This is a genomic window from Bradyrhizobium sp. SZCCHNRI1009 (assembly GCF_032487575.1).
Taxonomy (GTDB): domain Bacteria; phylum Pseudomonadota; class Alphaproteobacteria; order Rhizobiales; family Xanthobacteraceae; genus Bradyrhizobium.
Genome location: NZ_JAUEUL010000006.1, coordinates 265,764 through 283,049, shown reverse-complemented (window position 1 = coordinate 283,049; position 17,286 = coordinate 265,764). Strand labels below are relative to the sequence as shown.

Genomic DNA, 17,286 nt, shown 5'->3' with positions numbered 1-17,286 from the left:
GGCACGATCCGTGCGCCTGATCGCCGGGCGCACAGCCTCGGGCAGCTGATTACTTCCCCCAGATCTCCTCGGCGAGCTCGACGCAGAGGCGCAGCTTGGCCCACTGCTCTTCCTCGCTCAGGATGTTGCCTTCCTCCGTCGAGGCGAAGCCGCATTGCGGCGACAGCGCGAGCTGGTCGAGCGGGGCGAACTTCGAGGCCTCTTCCAGGCGGCGCTTGATGTCGTCCTTCTTCTCGAGCTCGCCGACCTTCGAGGTGACGAGACCGACGACGACCACCTTGTTGCCCTTGGGCAGGAAGCGCAGCGGCTCGAAGCCGCCGGCGCGCTCGCTGTCATATTCCAGGAAATAGCCGTCGTAGTTGGTGTTGGCGAGCATGGTCTCGGCGACCGGCTCATAGCCGCCCGAGGAGATCCACGTCGAGCGGAAATTGCCGCGACAGACATGGGTGGTGATGGTCATGTCGGCGGGACGCTCGGCGATCGCGTAGTTGATGATGCGCGAATAGATCTGCTGCAGGCCGTCCGGATTGTCGCCGCGCTCGCGCGCCTTCTTCAGTTCGTCCTGCGAGCACAGATAGGCCCACACGGTGTCGTCGAACTGCAGATAGCGGCAGCCGGCGTCGTAGAACGCCTTCACGGCCTTGCGGTAGGTCTTGCCGAGATCCTCGTAGAAGGCGTCGAGATCGGGATAGACGTCCTTGGAGATCGATTTGCGGCCGCCTCGGAAGTGCAGCACGGCCGGCGACGGGATCGTCATCTTCGCCGTCACATGCGCCGTATCGGCGTGCTTCTTCAGGAAGCGGAAATGGTCGAGCATCGGATGATCGGCCGGGAAGTCGAGCTTGCCGATAACGCGCACCGCGTCATGACGGGTCTGCACGCCGGTGAACTGAATACCGGCGTCCGGGTGAAACAGCTCGCAGCCGGTCAGCTTGGCGAGGAAGTCGAAATGCCACCAGGAGCGGCGGAACTCGCCGTCGGTCGCAAGCTTCAGGCCGGTCGAGGCCTGGCGATGCACGACCTTCTCGATCTCCATGTCCTCGATCTTTGCGAGGTCGGCCGCCGAGATCTCGCCCTTCTCGAGCTTGGCGCGGGCTTCCTTGATCTTCTGCGGCCGCAAGAGGCTGCCGACTTCGTCGGCGCGGAATGGGGGCTTGGTGCGTTGCATGTGCTCACTCCTTGGAAGGCGTCGATTCGTTGGATAGGGTTGTTGGACCGGCCGCGATCTGTCCTGGCTGGTCACCTGGGCAAAGCGTGATGGACTGGGTCCATCCCCTACCCCGTATCCGGTCGGTATACAATTCTGTCGAAGAGAGATCGTGGAGAGGCACGGCGCAATCCATGCCAAGTGCGGTGGTCTGGCCAATTCCGACCGCGTTCGATGGGCAATCTTGAGGTGACCCCATCAAATCCGTCTCCAGGCAAAGCGCCCTCGGGACAACGAGGCTCCGGCCGCCAGGCCGTCACAACTGGATTCTGCATACCGATGTTGACGACGGCCGCGCCATACCGCCAGACCTCGGTCGATTGCGCGAGCCACGCCGTCCCCGCAACCAATGATGACGCTTCGGCTCGTCGCGTTCAAGCCTATCGATCAGGTCAGTGCGCGGCGGCGCTCGCGACGCCGAGATGCCGCTCCAGGGGCGCCGGATCGGCCTTCAAGGCGCTCGACGGCGCATCGTGCACGATGGTGCCGCGCTCCAGGATCACGACACGGTCGGCCAGCGCCAGCAGCTTCTGCGCGTGCTGCTCGACGATGATGGAGCACAGCCCGCCGGCGCGGCTGATGGTGCCGATCGCGGCCAGCAGCTCCTCGACGATGATCGGCGCGAGGCCTTCGGTCGGCTCATCCAGCAGCAGCACCTTGGGATTGAGCGTCAGCGCGCGGCCGATCGCCAGCATCTGCTGCTCGCCGCCGGAAAGCTGGTTGCCGAAATTGTTGCGCCGCTCCTTGAGCCGCGGAAACATCTGGTAGACGCGCTCGACCGTCCAGGGTCCGGGCTGCGCCACCGCGGTCATGTTCTCCTCCACCGTGAGCGAGCGGAAGATGTTGCGCTCCTGCGGCACCCAGCCGATGCCGGCGCGGGCGCGCTGGTCGGCGCGAAGAGCCGTGATGTCGGTGCCGGCCAACGCGAGCTTGCCGGAGAAGCGGCGGGTGACTCCGACGATGGAGTTGATCAGCGTGGTCTTGCCGGTGCCGTTGCGGCCGAGCAGCGCCAGCACCTGCCCCTCGGGCAGCTTCAGCGACATGTCCGGCAGCACGACCGCCTGGCCGTAGCCGGCGCGCAGGTTCTCGATTGTCAGCAGATCGGTCATCACGCGGCCTCGCCGAGATAGACGGCCTTGACCTGCGGATCGCGCGCGACCTCGTCGGGCGCGCCCTCGACCAGCAGCGCGCCGGAGACGAGAACCGAGATGCGGTCGGCGAAGGAGAAGACGAGATCCATGTCGTGCTCGATCAAGAGCACCGTCACGTCGCGCGGCAGCGCCGCGACGGCGGCGAGAATATCCTTGCGCTCGCCCTCGGGCACGCCGGCGGCGGGCTCGTCGAGGAGCAGAACGCGCGGGCGCGCGGCGATCGCGACCGCGATCTCCAGCAGGCGCTGCTTGCCGTAAGGGAGCGTCGAGGTGCGATCGTTCATCACGTCGAGTAGCCGGAAGCGCTCCAAGGTCTCGGCGATCTCGGCATTGATGTCGTCGCGCGTGCCCATGCGCCGCCACCAGTTGCCGCCGCCGCCGAGTCGCTCGGAGACCGCGAGCCCGATCGTCTCCAGCGGCGTGAGGTCCGGATAGAGCTGGTTGATCTGGAAGGTGCGCGACAGGCCGCGCAGCACGCGCTTGTGCACGGGCAGGTCGGTGATGTCCTGGCCTTCGAGCAGGATGCGCCCCGCGCTCGGCTCCAGCACGCCAGTGAGCTGATTGATGACTGTGGTCTTGCCGGCGCCGTTCGGACCGATCAGCGCATGGCGCGCGCCCGGCGCGATCTGCAGCGACAGATTGCGGGTGACATGGAGGCCGCCAAAATGCTTGTCGAGGCCGCGGGTTTCCAATGCGTAGGTCATGGCGCCTCGTTATCGGTGAGGGCCACCGCGGCCTTGCGGCCGGCGATCTGCCGAAGGATGAGATTGGGCAGCCACAGCGCATAGGCGTGGATGCGATGGCGGCCGACCAGAACGATGACGACGAGCACGAGGCCGATCCAGAACATCCAGTATTGCGGCGTGATCCACTGGAACAGCTCCTGCAGCATCCGGAACACGGCGGCGCCGATCAGCCCGCCATAGAGATAGCCGGATCCGCCGATGACCAGCATCAGCACGAGGTCGGCGGAGCGCTCGAACGAGAACACGTCGAGCGAGGCCAGCGCCGTGGTCTGGGTGAACAGCGCCCCGGCAATGCCGGCGTAGAACGCGCCGACGGTGTAGATCGCGATCAGGCGCTTGTTGACGGGAATGCCGACGGCGGCGGCGCGCAACGGATTGTTCTTGATCGCGCGCAGCGACAGACCGAAGGGGGAATGCACGATTGTCCGCGCCAGCAGGGACAGCACGAACAGCACCGCGAGCGCATAGAAGAACCCGGTCTTGCCGAACATGTCGAAGGCGAACACGCCGAAGATCGGCTGGATGTCGATGCCCTGGAGACCGTCGGTACCGCCGGTGATGTTGGAGAAGCGCTCCGCCAGCGCCTCCATCAACAGCGCGATGCCGAGCGTCACCATCAGCCGCGTCAGGTCGACGCCGCGGATGACCAGGAAGCTGGTGGCGAAGCCAAGCACGGTGGCGGTGAGGCCGGCCACGATCAGCGCCAGCACCGGCTCGTTGATGATGCCGTGCACCGAGAGCAGGCCCGCGCAATAGGCGCCGACGCCGAAGAAGGCGGCGTGGCCGAGCGAGACGATGCCGGCATAGCCGAGGATCAGGTCGAGCGACAGCGCGAACAGCGCCAGCCGCAGGATCTCGGTCATGATCAGGTAGCGCGAGGGAAACGCCAGTCCGACCGCCAGCACGACGATCCAGAAGGCGAACTCGCTCCAGTGCCAGCGGCCGTGCTGCCTGGCGTGAAATCCGACCTCGGTTTGTGCGTTCATGGTCATGCGATCCTCACCGCGTCGCCGTGCGGCCGAACAGGCCGTTCGGACGCCAGATCAGGATCACGATCATGATGGTGTAGATGACGAAGGGGCCGAGCTTCGGCACGTAGTATTTGCCGGCGACGTCGCCGATGCCGAGCAGCAGCGAGGCGAGGAACGGGCCGGTGATCGACGACGAGCCGCCCACGGTGACCACGATCAGGAAGTAGATCATGAACTTCAGCGGGAAGTATGGATCGAGGCCGAGGATCTCGGCGCTGAGCGCGCCGCCCAGGCCGGCGAGCCCGCAGCCGAACGCGAAGGTGAAGGCGAACACCTGCGGCACGTTGATGCCGAGGCCGCTCGCCGCGCGCGGATCATCGACGGCGGCACGCAGCCGGCTGCCGAACCGCGTCTTGGAGAGCACCAGCTGCAGCCCCACCGTGAGCAGCCCGCAGATGACGATGATCATCAGCCGATAGCGGCCGATGCCAACGCCGAAGACGTCGAACTGGCCCTGCAGCACGTCGGGCAGATTGATGAAGATTCGCGAGGAGCCCATGATGTAGTCGACCGCGGCCACCGTCATGAAGACGAGCCCGATCGAGAACAGCACCTGGTCGAGATGGCTGCGCGCATAGAGATGCTGATAGAGCGTCCGCTCCAGCAGCGCGCCGATCATGGCGCTCGCGACGAAGGCCAGCGGCAGCGCCGCGAAGAACGGCCATCCCATCCGGTTGACGAGCACGGCGCAGACGTAGCCGCCGGCCATGGCGAAGGCGCCATGGGCGAGGTTGACGAAGTTCATAAGGCCGAGCGTCACGGCGAGCCCGCAGGCCAGCACGAACAGCAGCATGCCGTAGGCGACGCCGTCGAAGAGGTTGGTGAGGATGGCGGTCATGGAGTCTAGTTTCAGTCCCCAGTCATCCCTTCATCCGAAGGGCATGCATTCAATGCTTGCTCGGTCTGCGCCTCCCCCGCCTGCGGGGGGAGGTCGGATCGCATCTGAACGATGTGATCCGGGTGGGGGACATCTCTCCACACGACGCGTGTGCCGTGGGGTACCCCCACCCCAGCCCTCCCCCGCACGCGGGGGAGGGAGCGCACCGTTCGTGCGCGCTCGAGATGACGCCTATCGCGTCACTTCTTGGCCTTGCCCGGATCCTTGACGGCCTCGAAGGTCTGGAACTCGACGTTGTAGAGCTCGCCGTCGACCTTCTCGACCTTGCGGATGTAGACGTTCTGAACGATGTCGCGCGTCTCCGGATCGATCGAGATGGGACCGCGCGGGCTCTCCCAGGCCATGCCCTTCATCGCCGCAAGCAGGGAATCGCCGTCGGTCTTGCCACCGGTCTTCTTCAGCGCCTCGTAGATCAGATGGATGCCGTCGTAACCGCCGACCGCCATGAAGCCCGGACGGCTGTTGAACGCCTTCTTGTAGGCCGCGACGAACTCCTTGTTCTTCGCCGACGGATGCGCCGCCGAATAGATGTGCGCGGTGACGGCGCCGAGCACGGCGTCGCCCATGTCGTTGAGCAGGTCGTCGTCGGTGACGTCACCCGGTCCGATCACCTTGATGCCGCTCTTGTCGAGGCCGCGCTCGGCATATTGTTTCATGAAGTTGCCGCCCTGGCCGGCCGGCACGAACACGAACATGGCGTCCGGCTTGGCGTCCTTCATGCGCTGCAGGAACGGAGCGAAGTCGGGGTTCGCCAGCGGAACCTTGATTTCCTCGACGATCTCGCCGCCGCCGGCGGTGAAATGCTCCTTGAACGAGGCCAGCGCGTCGTTGCCCGGCGCGTAGTCCGAGGTCAGCGTGGCGACCTTCTTGATGCCGTTCTTGACCGCCCAGTCGCCGATGATCGTCGAGGACTGCGGCAGCGTGAAGCTGGTGCGGACGATGTAGGGCGACTTCTCGGTGATGATGGAGGTGCCGGCCGCCATTACGACTTCCGGGATCTTGCCCTGGGTGGCAAGCGGCGCGGCGGCGAAGGCCGCCGGTGTCACGCCGAAGCCGGCGATCACATTGACCTTGTCGTTGACGATCAGCTCCTGCGCCAGACGCTTGGTGTTGTCGGGCAGCGCCGCGTCGTCCTTGAGGATGACCTGGATCTTCTTGCCGGCGACGGTGTCGCCGTTCTGCTGCATGTAGAGCTTGATGGCATTGTCGATCTGCTTGCCGGTCGACGCCTGGCCGCCGGTCATCGGCACGATCAGGCCGATCTTGAACACGTCTTCGGCCCGCGCCGCACCGGACGCGAGCGCAGCCGCGGCGAGCGCCGCACTGGCGGCGAGCGTCAGTGTCTTGTTTCGCACGAACATTGAAACTACCTCCCTGGTCGATCAGGACCGCAGCCCCCGGCCATTGTTGTCTTAACCGTGCGATCTCGTTCACGATATCGCGGGCGCATCGCTGCGGACTTGGGACCCCGTTGTCAATGGCGATCATGGGAGGCTTCGTGAACGGTAGGTTTCCGCAACGGACCACCGATCCGTGATTGGTATATTAATACCTAAACCATCGAACGGCCAAATTTTACCAATTGATGGCAAGTCGTTAGGGTCCGGGCCGCGGGTCGCCCGCAGCACGAAAGGTCCCCCGTCAATGCCGGCCAGACGCCCCCACCGGACCAGGCTCTTTCCGGCCGCGATGATGCTTCTGGCCGCGGCCGGGCCGATCCTCGCCGGCTGCTCGTCGATCAATGAGAAGGTCGGCGCGGGGATGGGCGATCTGATGCCGCAATGGGCCGGCGGCCTGCCGGCCGACGCGCCACCCCGGCCGGGCACCCCCGAATACGACCGGTTCATGCAGGAGCGCGAGCGGCAGCGGCAGTTGCCGGCCGCCGAACGCGACAAGCAGACGCAGTCCAACGCCAACGCGCAGGCGACCGCCCCCGGCCGCTGACGGCGGCGACATCAATCCATGAAGACGACGGTCTTGCGGCCGTTGAGGATGACGCGGTCCTCGAGGTGATAGCGGATCGCCCGCGCCAGCACGCGCCGCTCGATGTCGCGGCCCTTGCGCACGAGATCGTCGGGGGTGTCGCGATGGCTGATTCGCTCGACGTCCTGGTCGATGATCGGGCCCTCGTCGAGATCGCGGGTGACGTAATGGGCGGTAGCGCCGATCAGCTTGACGCCGCGCTCATAGGCCTGGTGGTAGGGTTTCGCGCCCTTGAAGCCCGGCAGGAACGAATGGTGGATGTTGATGCAGCGGCCCGACAGGCTCGCTGACATCTCGTCCGACAGGATCTGCATGTAGCGCGCCAGCACGACGAGATCGGTCCTGGTCTCATCGACCAGCTTCAGGATGGCCTGCTCCTGGTCGCGCTTGGTGTCCTTGGTGACGGGCATGTGGTGGAACGGAATGTCGCCGAAATCGAGCCCGGCATAGGTCTCGCGCGGATGGTTGGAGACGATCGCGGTCGGAATCATCGCGAGGTCGCGGGTGCGCCAGCGATAGAGGATGTCGACCAGGCAATGGTCGAACTTCGACACCAGCAGCATCACCCGGCGCTGCCCGGCGCGGTCGCGCATCTGCCAGTCCATCGCAAAGCGTTCGGCAATCGCGGCGAATCCGGTCTGCAGCGCCGGCAGGTTGACCGCGAGGTCGGCCGCCGTGAACACCACGCGCATGAAGAAATGACCCGTCTCGAAGTCGCCGAACTGCTGGGCGTCGAGAATATTCTGGCCGTTATGGGCGAGGAAGGTGGAGACGGCCGAGACGATCCCGGGACGATCCGGGCAGGACAGGGTCAGGACATATTGGTGGTCGGACATGGCGTGACGTTACCGGGCGGAGGACGAAGGGTGAATGATGCGGCAGGCTTGGCGCCCGTTCGGGCCCTGCTCTATCACCCTCCGCGCGCTTGCGCCAACGCTCGGCCCATGGGCAGGATGAACAAAATATCAACTCTCAAACTTCGAGCATCGTCATGGCTGACAGGCTGACCGGCAACCGCATCCTGATCCTCGAAACCCGCGAGGAGGCGCAGTTCTCCCGGCTGCTCGCCGAGCAGGGCGCCGACGTGCTGCAATGTCCGATGTTCACGATCGAGGATGCGCCGGACCCGGCGCCGATCGAGGCCTGGATTCGCCGCTGTAACGAACGGCCGTTCGACGATCTCGTGCTGATGACCGGCGAGGGCCTCAGGCGGTTGATGACGGTGGCGCGCCGGATCGGCGTCGAGGCCGAGTTCATCGCCGCGATTGGCAAGGCCCGGACCTTCACCCGCGGTCCCAAGCCGGGGCGCGCCTTGCGCGAGCTGGGCCTGGAAGCGCAGGTCACCACGGAGAAGCCGACCTCGGAAGGCGTGGCCGAACTGCTGGCAGGCTACGACCTCACGGGCCATCGGCTCGGCCTGCAGCTCTATCCCGACAAGGATCATTCGGCGCTGATCGGCGCGATCAAGGCTGGCGGCGCCGAGGTCGATCCGGTGCTGCCCTATGCCTATGATGCCAAGGCGGCGGACGCGAACATCCTCACCGCGATCGACGAGATGATCGCCGGCAAGGTTGACGCGATCGCGCTGACGAGTTCGGGCCAGCCGCGGCGGCTGTTCGACGTCGCCAGGGCGCACGGCGTCGAGGCACGCCTGCGTGAGGGACTGGCACGCACGCAGATCGCCTCCGTCGGGCCTGTGGTGACGGAGGAGCTGGCTGCGCATGGGCTGACGCCGTCGATCACACCGGCGGGCGAGGCCTATTTCATGAAGCCGCTGATCTCGGCGATGGCCAAGGCGCTGGGTGTGAAAGTGCCGCCAGCGGCGCGTTACTAACAGTGTCGTCCCGGGCTTGACCCCGGACCTATAGCCACCGATCGCGATGAGGCAGGCAACTACCAGCCCCGTTCCCAGATAGCGTCCGCGGTATGGGTCCCGGCGTTCGCCGGGACGACAGCGGAGGGTTAGGGGGCGGCCTGCCCCGTCTCCTGCAGAAACGCTTGATACGCGCGCGCGATGCCTTCCTTCAGCGACGTCGTCGCGCGCCAGCCGAGCTTTGCCAGGCGCGAGATGTCGAGCAGCTTGCGCGGCGTGCCGTCGGGGCGCGAGGTGTCGAAGCTGATCCGTCCCCGATAGCCGGCCGTCGCCGCGACCACACGGGCGAAATCGGCAATCGTGATGTCCTCGCCGGTGCCGATGTTGACCAGCCCGGCCTCCGAATAGGTCTTCATCAGGTGCACGCAGGCATCGGCCATGTCGTCGACATAGAGGAATTCGCGCCGCGGCGTTCCCGTGCCCCAGACCACCACCTCCGGCGCATCGGCGAGCCTCGCCTCATGGAAGCGGCGGATCAGCGCCGCAACGACGTGGCTGTACTCGGGATGGTAGTTGTCGCCGGGACCATAGAGATTGGTCGGCATCACGTTGATGAAATCGGCGCCATACTGGCTGCGATAGGCCTCGACCATCTTGATGCCGGCGATCTTGGCGATCGCGTAGGGCTCGTTGGTCGGCTCCAGCGGCCCGGTCAGCATCGAATCCTCGCGCAACGGCTGGGGGGCGAGCTTGGGATAGATGCAGGAGGACCCGAGAAACATCAGCTTCTCGGCGCCGTTCACATGCGCGGCGTGGATGACGTTGGTGGCGATGGCGATGTTCTCGTAGATGAACTCGGCACGCAGCGTGTTGTTGGCGACGATGCCGCCGACCTTCGCCGCGGCGAGGAAAACGGCCTGCGGCCGGGCGCGCGCAAACCATGAGAACACCGCCGCCTGGTCGCGCAGATCGACCTCGCTGCGCGGCACCGTCAGCAGTTCGACGCCTTCGCTCGCCAACCGCCGCACCAGCGCGCTGCCGACCATGCCGCGATGGCCGGCGACGAAGACACGCTTGCCGCGGAGATCAAATGGCGTGGCCACTGCTCGCCTCCCGCCGTGCGGCGCACAGATCGCTGGCGACCATCTCCTTGACCAGTTGGGCGAAGCTCGTCCTTGGTTTCCATCCGAGCTTGTCGCGCGCCTTGCTGCAATCGCCGATCAGGAGGTCGACCTCGGTCGGGCGGAAATAGGTCGGGTCGATCCGCACCACCGCCTTGCCGGATCTCGCGTCGATCCCGGTCTCCTCGACCCCCTCGCCGCGCCATTCGATGCGGCGATCGACCTCGGCGAAGGCGAGCTCGACCAGCTCGCGCACCGAATGGGTCTCGCCGGTCGCCAGCACGAAATCGTCAGGCGTATCGGCCTGCAGGATACGGTGCATGCCCTCGACATAATCGCGCGCATGGCCCCAGTCGCGCTTGGCCTCGAGATTGCCGAGATAGATCGTCTCCTCCAGGCCGGTCTCGATGCGGGCGACGCCGCGGGTGATCTTGCGGGTCACGAAGGTCTCGCCACGGATCGGGCTCTCGTGGTTGAACAGGATGCCGTTGCAGGCGAACATCCCATAGGCCTCGCGATAGTTCACCGTGATCCAGTAGCCGTACAGCTTGGCGCAGCCATAGGGCGAGCGCGGATAGAACGGTGTCGTCTCCCGCTGCGGGATCTCCTGCACCAGGCCGTACAGCTCCGAGGTCGAGGCCTGGTAGAACCGCGTCTGCTTCTCCATGCCGAGAATGCGAATGGCTTCCAACAAGCGCAGAACCCCGAGCGCGTCGGCATTGGCCGTGTATTCCGGACTCTCGAAGCTGACGCCGACATGGCTCTGGGCCGCGAGATTGTAGATCTCGTCGGGGCGGATCTGCTGCACCAGCCGGATCAGGTTGGTGGAATCGGTCATGTCGCCGTAATGCAGCAGGAACGGGACGTTGCCTTCGTGCGGATCCTGGTAGAGATGATCCACCCGCGCGGTATTGAAGGACGATGACCGCCGCTTGATGCCGTGCACAGTGTAGCCAAGGCCGAGCAGATATTCGGCCAGATAGGCGCCGTCCTGGCCCGTGACGCCCGTGATCAAGGCCACGCGGCCGCTGCAATCCTTCCCCGCCATACTCACTCCAACACCGTCGCGCCCCCTCGGGCCGAAGTTCCCGGCGAGCAGTCCACAGCCGAAGCCGCCGGTCAAGCTCGACGGAAAACAAGGCGTTGGATCAATCCCGTATCGGCGCGACGCAAGGCGGGATCTAGTCCCCGTAGCAGCGCAGCCGGTCGAGATCGAGCACGGTCACCCCGCCATATTCGACGCGCAGCAGGCCTTCGCGCTCCAGCGTCTTGAGGCATTGATTGGCGTTCTGCCGGGACAGGCCCGACAGCGCGCCGATCTCCTCCTGGGTGATCTCCAGGTGGCGGGTCGTATTCGGGTAGAGGATCGGATTGAACAGTGACGCGATGCTGCGGGCGAGCCGTGCCGTCGCATCCAGCGTGCGGCCGACCTCGACCAGGCCGATGAACTGGCCGAGCCGCTCGTTGAGCTGGGTGACGAGGAAGCGATTGAAGCCGACGCTGTTCTCGAACAGCCACATGAAGGTCGGTCGCTCCATCAGCGCGACGCGCGTATCGCGCAGCGCCACGACGTCATAGCGGCGCGGCTCGTTCTTCAGCACGCTGCCCTCGCCGAACCAGGCGCCGGCCGACATGCCGGCGAATGTCGTCGCCTTGCCACCGCGCGACACCGTGCTCATGCGCGCCAGACCCGTGACGATCCCGGTCCAGTAGTCGAATTGGTCGCCGCGGACGAAGATGTGTTCGTTGGCCGCAAACGACCGCTCGACGACGCCGGCCGCGGCCGTGTCGATTTCCTCGGGCTTCAAATGGCGGGACCAGGGCGCGATGCGCAGAAGGGTATCGGGAGAGATCAAGCCGTCATCTCGTCTCGTCGAAGCTCGCGGCAGCCATATTGCATCGCAACAATCCAGCGGTGAATTTAGCCTGGGAAATGTCAGGCGCAAGACAGTTCCTGATAGCGCTTTCCCCTATCGAGGGCCACTGCTCTCGACTCGCGCCTCCGATGAGGTGCATCCGAGATGCGGCAAAATGCGCCCGCCCGGGTGGCCCGTCATTCGTCGGATGGCGCGGAACCGATGCCCGGGATAGGATTGCAGCCGACGCGACGAGCTCAACGTCGCGCGACACGATGCCTTGAAGAGCGCGCCAAGCGCCCAAGACAATTCGGGAGGACGACTTGGACTATACGTTGGAAGCGCGCGGAGTGTCGCTGCGTTTCGGTGGGGTGCGGGCCCTGACCGACGTCAGCTTCGGCGTGCGCGAGGGCGAGTTGTTCTCGATCATCGGCCCGAACGGTGCCGGCAAGACCTCGATCGTCAACTGCATCTCCGGCCGCTACAAGCCGACCGAGGGCCGCCTGTTCCATCGCGGCCGCGACATCACCGGCCTGCCGCCGAGCGCGCGCGCCAATATCGGCATCGGCCGCACCTTCCAGAACCTCGCCCTCTTCCACCACATGAGCGTGCTCGACAACATCATGGTCGGGCGCCATCACCTCTTGAAGAACAACTTCCTCACCGGCTCTCTGTATTGGCTCACCGGCGCGCGGCGCGAGGAGCTGAAGCACCGCGAGAAGGTCGAGCAGATCATCGACTTCCTCGACCTGCAGTCGGTGCGCAAGGCGCCGGCCGGCACGCTCTCCTATGGCCTGCGCAAGCGCGTCGAGCTCGCCCGCGCCATGGCGCTGGAGCCACATCTCATTCTCCTCGACGAGCCGATGGCCGGCATGAACTTCGAGGAGAAGGAGGACATGGCGCGCTACATCGTCGACCTCAACGAGGAATACGGCATGACCGTCGTGATGATTGAGCACGACATGGGCGTGGTGATGGACATTTCCCACCGCGTCATGGTGCTGGATTTCGGCCGCAAGATCGCCGAGGGCGACCCGGCCGCGGTGCTCGCCGATCCCCACGTCAAGCGCGCCTATCTCGGCGAGGAGGACGAACTGCTGGTCGATCCCGACGAGGCGCCGTCCATCGCGGAGGACGCGGCATGATGGACTATGCGGGTCGCGTCCGGCAGGCCGACACCTATCCGAAGCTGCTACGGCTGAACGCGAAAGAGCACGGGACGGAGATCGCGCTGCGCGAAAAGGATCTCGGGCTGTGGCGCACCTTCACCTGGGCCGACTACCAGGCGCGCGTGCGCGATTTCACGCTCGGCATGGTCGAGCTTGGGCTCGGCAAGGATGCCGTGATCGGAATCATCGGCGACAACCGGCCCGACTGGGTCGCGGCGGAGATCGCAACGCATGCGATCCGAGGCTACAGCCTCGGGCTCTATCGCGATGTGCTCGACGACGAGGCCGCCTACCTGCTCAATTACGGCGAGGCTCGGTTGGTGTTCGCCGAGGATGAGGAGCAGGTCGACAAGCTGCTCAACCTCGCCGAGCGCGTGCCGGCGCTCAAGCATATCGTCTATTCCGATCCGCGCGGCATGCGGAAGTATGACGATCCCAGGCTGATGCCGGCGGACAAGCTCGCTGAGCTCGGCCGCAATCGGGCGGCGCGCGAGCCGGATCTGTACGACCGCATGGTCGATGCGACCGTCGGCGACGACGTCGCCATTCTCTGCACCACCTCGGGCACGACCTCGCATCCGAAGCTCGCGATGCTCTCGGCCGCGCGCGTGCTCAAGCACTGCGCGACCTATCTCGCGTTCGATCCGAAGGGGCCGGAGGACGAATACGTTTCGGTGCTGCCGCTGCCCTGGATCATGGAACAGGTCTACGTGCTCGGCAAAGGACTGCTCTGCCGGATGAAGGTCAACTTCGTCGAAGAGCCCGACACGATGATGAACGACTTCCGCGAGATCGCGCCGACCTTCGTACTGTTTGCACCAAGGGTGTGGGAGCAGATCGCGGCCGACGTCCGTGCCGCCGTCATGGACGCCTCGCCGCTGAAGCAACGGCTCTACCATCTGGGCATGTCGACCGGCCTTGCGGCGCTGGAAAAGGGCCAGCATTCGAGCCTTGCCGACATGCTGCTGTTCCGTGCGCTGCGCGACCGGCTCGGCTTCACCCGGCTGCGCTCGGCTGCCACCGGCGGTGCCGCGCTCGGGCCCGATACGTTCAAGTTCTTCCGCGCCATGGGCGTACCGCTGCGCACGCTCTACGGCCAGACCGAGCTGCTCGGGGCCTACACGCTGCATCCGGACGACAAGGTCGATCCCGACACGACCGGCGTGCCGATGGCTGACGACATCGAGATCAGGATCGACCAGCCCGACAGCCAGGGCATCGGCGAGATCCTGGTACGCCACCCGAACATGTTCCTGGGCTACTACAAGGCCCCGGAAGCCTCGACCGCCGACGTCAAGGACGGCTGGATGCATTCGGGCGACGCCGGCTATTTCAACGACGCGAAGCAGCTCGTCGTCATCGACCGCATCAAGGACCTCGCCGAGACCGCGCGCGGCGAGCGCTTCTCGCCGCAATATATCGAGAACAAGCTGAAGTTCTCACCCTATATCGCCGAGGCCGTCGTGCTCGGCGCCGGCCGCGAGCACCTCGCCGCGATGATCTGCATCCGCTATTCGATCATCTCGAAATGGGCCGAGAAGAACCGCATCGCTTTCACCACCTATTCCGATCTCGCCTCGCGCAACGAGGTCTATGCGCTGCTGCAGAAAGAGGTCGAGACCGTCAATGCCCACCTGCCGCCGGCGCAGCGCATCTCCCGCTTCCTGCTGCTGTACAAGGAACTCGATGCCGACGACGGCGAGCTCACACGTACGCGCAAGGTGCGCCGCAGCGTCATCAACGAGAAGTACGCCGATATCATCGACGGCATCTATGGCGGCAAGCCGGCGATCCCCGTCGACACGGTCATCCGCTTCCAGGACGGCACCACCCAGCGCATCCGCACCACGCTGAAGGTGGTGGACCTGGACAGCCACGGCCCCATGGCGGAGGCCGCAGAGTGATGTGCTTATCGTCATATTCGGTCATCCTGCGCGGGCTTGACCCGCGCATCCATCTTCTTGCGAGAGCGATGGATCGCCGGGTCGAGCCCGGCGATGACGAGCAGCGGCTTGAGCCGCAGCGAAGGTTACTGCGCATGACTGCGCCCTCTCCCCTTGTGGGAGAGGGCATCTCGGCCGGTCAACGCAAACGCGGTCGGGTGAGGGGTCCCTCTCCTCTCGCTCGCCCGCGGAGAGAACCCCTCACCCGGCTGCGCTGCGCGCAGCCACCCTCTCCCACAAGGGGAGAGGGTAAGAGCCACGCCGGCTCGGCACACCCAATCGTCATGCGCGGGCTTGCCCCGCGCATCCATCCTCTTCCGACAAAGCTGGATCGCCGGGTCAAGCCCGGCGATGACGAGTGAGAACGATCATGAACACCGCCTTCCTGATCCAGCTCCTGGTCAACGGCCTCGTCGTCGGAACGCTCTATGGCGTGGTCGCGATGTCGTTCGTGCTCATCTACAAGGCGACCCAGGTCGTCAATTTCGCGCAAGGCGAGCTGCTCCTGATCGGCGCCTGGGTGTGCTGGGCATTGCTGACGAAATATCAGGTGCCGTTCTGGGTCGGCATGCCGCTGACGCTGGTCTTCATGTTCGCGTTCGGCATCGCGATCCAGGTTGTGATCCTCCGGCCGATGATCGGCGAGCCCATCATCTCCGTCATCATGGTCACGATCGGCCTGTCGACCGTGTTCCAGGCGGCGCTGAAATGGATGTTTGGCGTCAATCCGCAGCCGTTCCCGCCAGTGTTCGCCAGCACGTCCGTCGACCTGTTCGGACTGCAGATCCAGACGGTCTACGTCATGAGCCTCGTCGTGTCGCTGCTGATGATGCTCGGCATGGCCTGGTTCTTCAAGGCCTCCAAATATGGCCTTGCGATGCGCGCCACCGCCTTCAACCAGCAGGTCGCGCAATCGCTCGGCATCTCCGTCAAGAGCGTGTTCGCGATGGCCTGGGCGATCTCGGCGACCGTCTCCGCCGTGGCCGGCGTGGTCGTCGCCGTCGTCAACGGCGTGTCCTCGGGATTGTCGGCCTACGGCATCAAGGTGTTTCCGGCGGCGATCCTCGGAGGCCTCGACTCGGTCGGCGGTGCCGTGCTCGGTGGCATCATCATCGGCCTCCTGGAGAACATCGCGCAATATGTCGACAGCCAGTATCTGCACTGGGGCAATCTGTACGAGATCGCGCCGTTCTACGTCCTGATCATCATCCTGATGATCAAGCCCTACGGCCTGTTCGGTACCAAAGACATCGAGCGGATCTGAACCATGGTCGCACGTTCCACGATACCCGCCGGTGACTTCCGCACCTCCTACGCGGCCGACACCACGATCTTCCCGACCAGGACCAGCCGCAATTTCGCGATCGCCGGTGTCATCCTGCTGTGCTTCGCGCCGCAGGTGTTCTCCGAATACTGGCTGTCGGTTTCGATCCAGATCGGCATCTTCGCGATCGCGGCCCTCGGGCTGAACATCCTGGTCGGCTTCACCGGCCAGATCTCGATCGGCCAGGCCGGCTTCTTCCTGCTCGGCGCCTTCACCTCGGCCTACATCAACAACGCCTATGCCATCCCGGTGTTCTTCGCGATCCCGCTCGCCGGCGTGATCACGGCCCTCGTTGGTCTGGTCTTCGGCCTTCCGGCGGCGCGGCTGAAGGGGCTCTATCTCGTCATCGCCACCCTCGCTGCGCAATACATCCTGCTCGACTTCTTCTCCCGGGCCGAATGGTTCTCCGGCGGCTCGGTGCCGGCTTCGGCCAATCCGTTCTCGATTCTAGGCTACACGCTGCGCGGCGACCGGCAGTATTTTTATGTCGTGCTGGCCTATGTGCTGGTCTGCTACCTCCTCGTCACCAACCTGATGCGCACCCGCGACGGCCGGGCGCTGATCGCGATCCGCGACCATTATCTCTCGGCCGAGATCATGGGCATCAACCTGACCAAATATCGCACGCTGTCGTTCGGCCTCGCCGCGTTCTTCGCCGGCATTGCAGGCGCCCTCTATGCGCACTACCAGCTGGTGATCTCGCAGGAAGGTTTCGGCATCGAGCGCTCGATCCTGTTCCTTGCGATGATCATCATCGGCGGCACCGGTTCGATCATGGGCACGCTGATGGGGACCGCCTTCGTCGTTCTGCTGCCGGAATCGATGGAGTGGCTCAGCCATCTCCTCAAGGGCGGCGCGATCGACAAGGCGCTCGCGCTCAACAACAACATCACCTTTCTGCGCGAGATCGCGATCGGCCTGATCATCATCGGCTTCCTGATGTTCGAGCCCGACGGGCTCGCGCATCGCTGGCGCCAGATCAAGACCTATTGGAAGCTCTATCCGTTCTCACATTGATTCCAACCAACAGGGACCGGCGGCAAT

Annotated in this window: 16 protein-coding genes; 6 read left to right on the top strand and 10 right to left on the bottom strand. The window is 65.0% G+C overall.

Annotation, left to right across the window (positions count from 1 at the left end; genetic code table 11):
* Nucleotides 1–49: 49 nt before the first annotated feature.
* The 6 genes from QX010_RS14295 to QX010_RS14270 form a co-directional block, all read right to left on the bottom strand.
* A complete protein-coding gene (locus QX010_RS14295) occupies nucleotides 50–1,168 on the bottom strand; it encodes a cobalamin-independent methionine synthase II family protein (protein WP_315803544.1) in 1,119 nt (372 codons plus the stop codon).
* A gap of 431 nt (nucleotides 1,169–1,599) precedes the next feature.
* On the bottom strand, nucleotides 1,600–2,316 hold the full coding sequence (locus QX010_RS14290; RefSeq protein WP_315803545.1) for an ABC transporter ATP-binding protein: 717 nt from the start codon (nucleotides 2,314–2,316) through the stop codon (nucleotides 1,600–1,602).
* Nucleotides 2,316–3,062: an ABC transporter ATP-binding protein gene (locus QX010_RS14285; RefSeq protein ID WP_315803546.1), complete on the bottom strand. Its 747-nt coding sequence runs from the start codon at nucleotides 3,060–3,062 to the stop codon at nucleotides 2,316–2,318. The genes QX010_RS14290 and QX010_RS14285 overlap by 1 nt, the downstream gene beginning before the upstream one ends.
* Complete coding sequence (locus QX010_RS14280) at nucleotides 3,059–4,096, bottom strand: branched-chain amino acid ABC transporter permease (protein WP_316180094.1); 1,038 nt, start codon at nucleotides 4,094–4,096, stop codon at nucleotides 3,059–3,061. Before QX010_RS14280 ends, QX010_RS14285 begins: the two co-directional genes overlap by 4 nt.
* A 7-nt stretch (nucleotides 4,097–4,103) precedes the next feature.
* Nucleotides 4,104–4,973, bottom strand: coding sequence for a branched-chain amino acid ABC transporter permease (locus tag QX010_RS14275; RefSeq protein ID WP_315712905.1), 870 nt, complete (start codon nucleotides 4,971–4,973; stop codon nucleotides 4,104–4,106).
* A gap of 239 nt (nucleotides 4,974–5,212) precedes the next feature.
* Nucleotides 5,213–6,394 (bottom strand): ABC transporter substrate-binding protein, encoded by a 1,182-nt coding sequence (locus tag QX010_RS14270; protein WP_315803548.1) that lies wholly within the window; start codon nucleotides 6,392–6,394, stop codon nucleotides 5,213–5,215.
* 283 nt (nucleotides 6,395–6,677) lie between these two features.
* Between QX010_RS14270 and QX010_RS14265 the strand changes: the two genes are divergently transcribed.
* Entirely contained in the window at nucleotides 6,678–6,977 is a 300-nt protein-coding gene (locus tag QX010_RS14265; RefSeq protein ID WP_315803549.1) for a hypothetical protein, read from the top strand.
* Nucleotides 6,978–6,988: 11 nt separating this feature from the next.
* Here QX010_RS14265 and purU read toward each other — a convergent pair whose 3' ends face one another.
* Nucleotides 6,989–7,852, bottom strand: a complete 864-nt coding sequence (gene purU, locus QX010_RS14260; protein WP_316180092.1) for a formyltetrahydrofolate deformylase — start codon at nucleotides 7,850–7,852, stop codon at nucleotides 6,989–6,991.
* A 155-nt stretch (nucleotides 7,853–8,007) separates the two neighbouring features.
* On the opposite strand from purU, the gene QX010_RS14255 reads away from it, so the two are divergent.
* The gene (locus QX010_RS14255; protein WP_316180090.1) at nucleotides 8,008–8,850 is read left to right on the top strand and encodes a uroporphyrinogen-III synthase; all 843 of its coding nucleotides are present in this window, start codon (nucleotides 8,008–8,010) and stop codon (nucleotides 8,848–8,850) included.
* Between the two features lie 128 nt (nucleotides 8,851–8,978).
* Here the strand turns inward: QX010_RS14255 and QX010_RS14250 are convergent, their stop codons facing one another.
* The 3 genes from QX010_RS14250 to QX010_RS14240 all read right to left on the bottom strand — a co-directional run bounded on the left by QX010_RS14250 (nucleotide 8,979) and on the right by QX010_RS14240 (nucleotide 11,806).
* On the bottom strand, nucleotides 8,979–9,932 hold the full coding sequence (locus QX010_RS14250) for a GDP-L-fucose synthase (protein WP_316180088.1): 954 nt from the start codon (nucleotides 9,930–9,932) through the stop codon (nucleotides 8,979–8,981).
* Nucleotides 9,916–10,971: a GDP-mannose 4,6-dehydratase gene (gene gmd, locus QX010_RS14245; RefSeq protein ID WP_409997946.1), complete on the bottom strand. Its 1,056-nt coding sequence runs from the start codon at nucleotides 10,969–10,971 to the stop codon at nucleotides 9,916–9,918. The genes QX010_RS14250 and gmd overlap by 17 nt, the downstream gene beginning before the upstream one ends.
* 160 nt (nucleotides 10,972–11,131) lie before the next feature.
* Nucleotides 11,132–11,806, bottom strand: coding sequence for a Crp/Fnr family transcriptional regulator (locus QX010_RS14240; RefSeq protein WP_315803554.1), 675 nt, complete (start codon nucleotides 11,804–11,806; stop codon nucleotides 11,132–11,134).
* Nucleotides 11,807–12,129: 323 nt separating this feature from the next.
* On the opposite strand from QX010_RS14240, the gene QX010_RS14235 reads away from it, so the two are divergent.
* From QX010_RS14235 to QX010_RS14220, 4 genes are all read left to right on the top strand, one after another.
* Complete coding sequence (locus tag QX010_RS14235) at nucleotides 12,130–12,951, top strand: ABC transporter ATP-binding protein (protein ID WP_315803555.1); 822 nt, start codon at nucleotides 12,130–12,132, stop codon at nucleotides 12,949–12,951.
* Complete coding sequence (locus QX010_RS14230; RefSeq protein ID WP_316180086.1) at nucleotides 12,948–14,879, top strand: long-chain fatty acid--CoA ligase; 1,932 nt, start codon at nucleotides 12,948–12,950, stop codon at nucleotides 14,877–14,879. Before QX010_RS14235 ends, QX010_RS14230 begins: the two co-directional genes overlap by 4 nt.
* A 409-nt stretch (nucleotides 14,880–15,288) precedes the next feature.
* The gene (locus tag QX010_RS14225; RefSeq protein ID WP_315803557.1) at nucleotides 15,289–16,182 is read left to right on the top strand and encodes a branched-chain amino acid ABC transporter permease; all 894 of its coding nucleotides are present in this window, start codon (nucleotides 15,289–15,291) and stop codon (nucleotides 16,180–16,182) included.
* Nucleotides 16,183–16,185: 3 nt separating this feature from the next.
* Nucleotides 16,186–17,259 (top strand): branched-chain amino acid ABC transporter permease, encoded by a 1,074-nt coding sequence (locus QX010_RS14220; protein WP_315803558.1) that lies wholly within the window; start codon nucleotides 16,186–16,188, stop codon nucleotides 17,257–17,259.
* The last annotated feature ends 27 nt before the right edge of the window (nucleotides 17,260–17,286 follow it).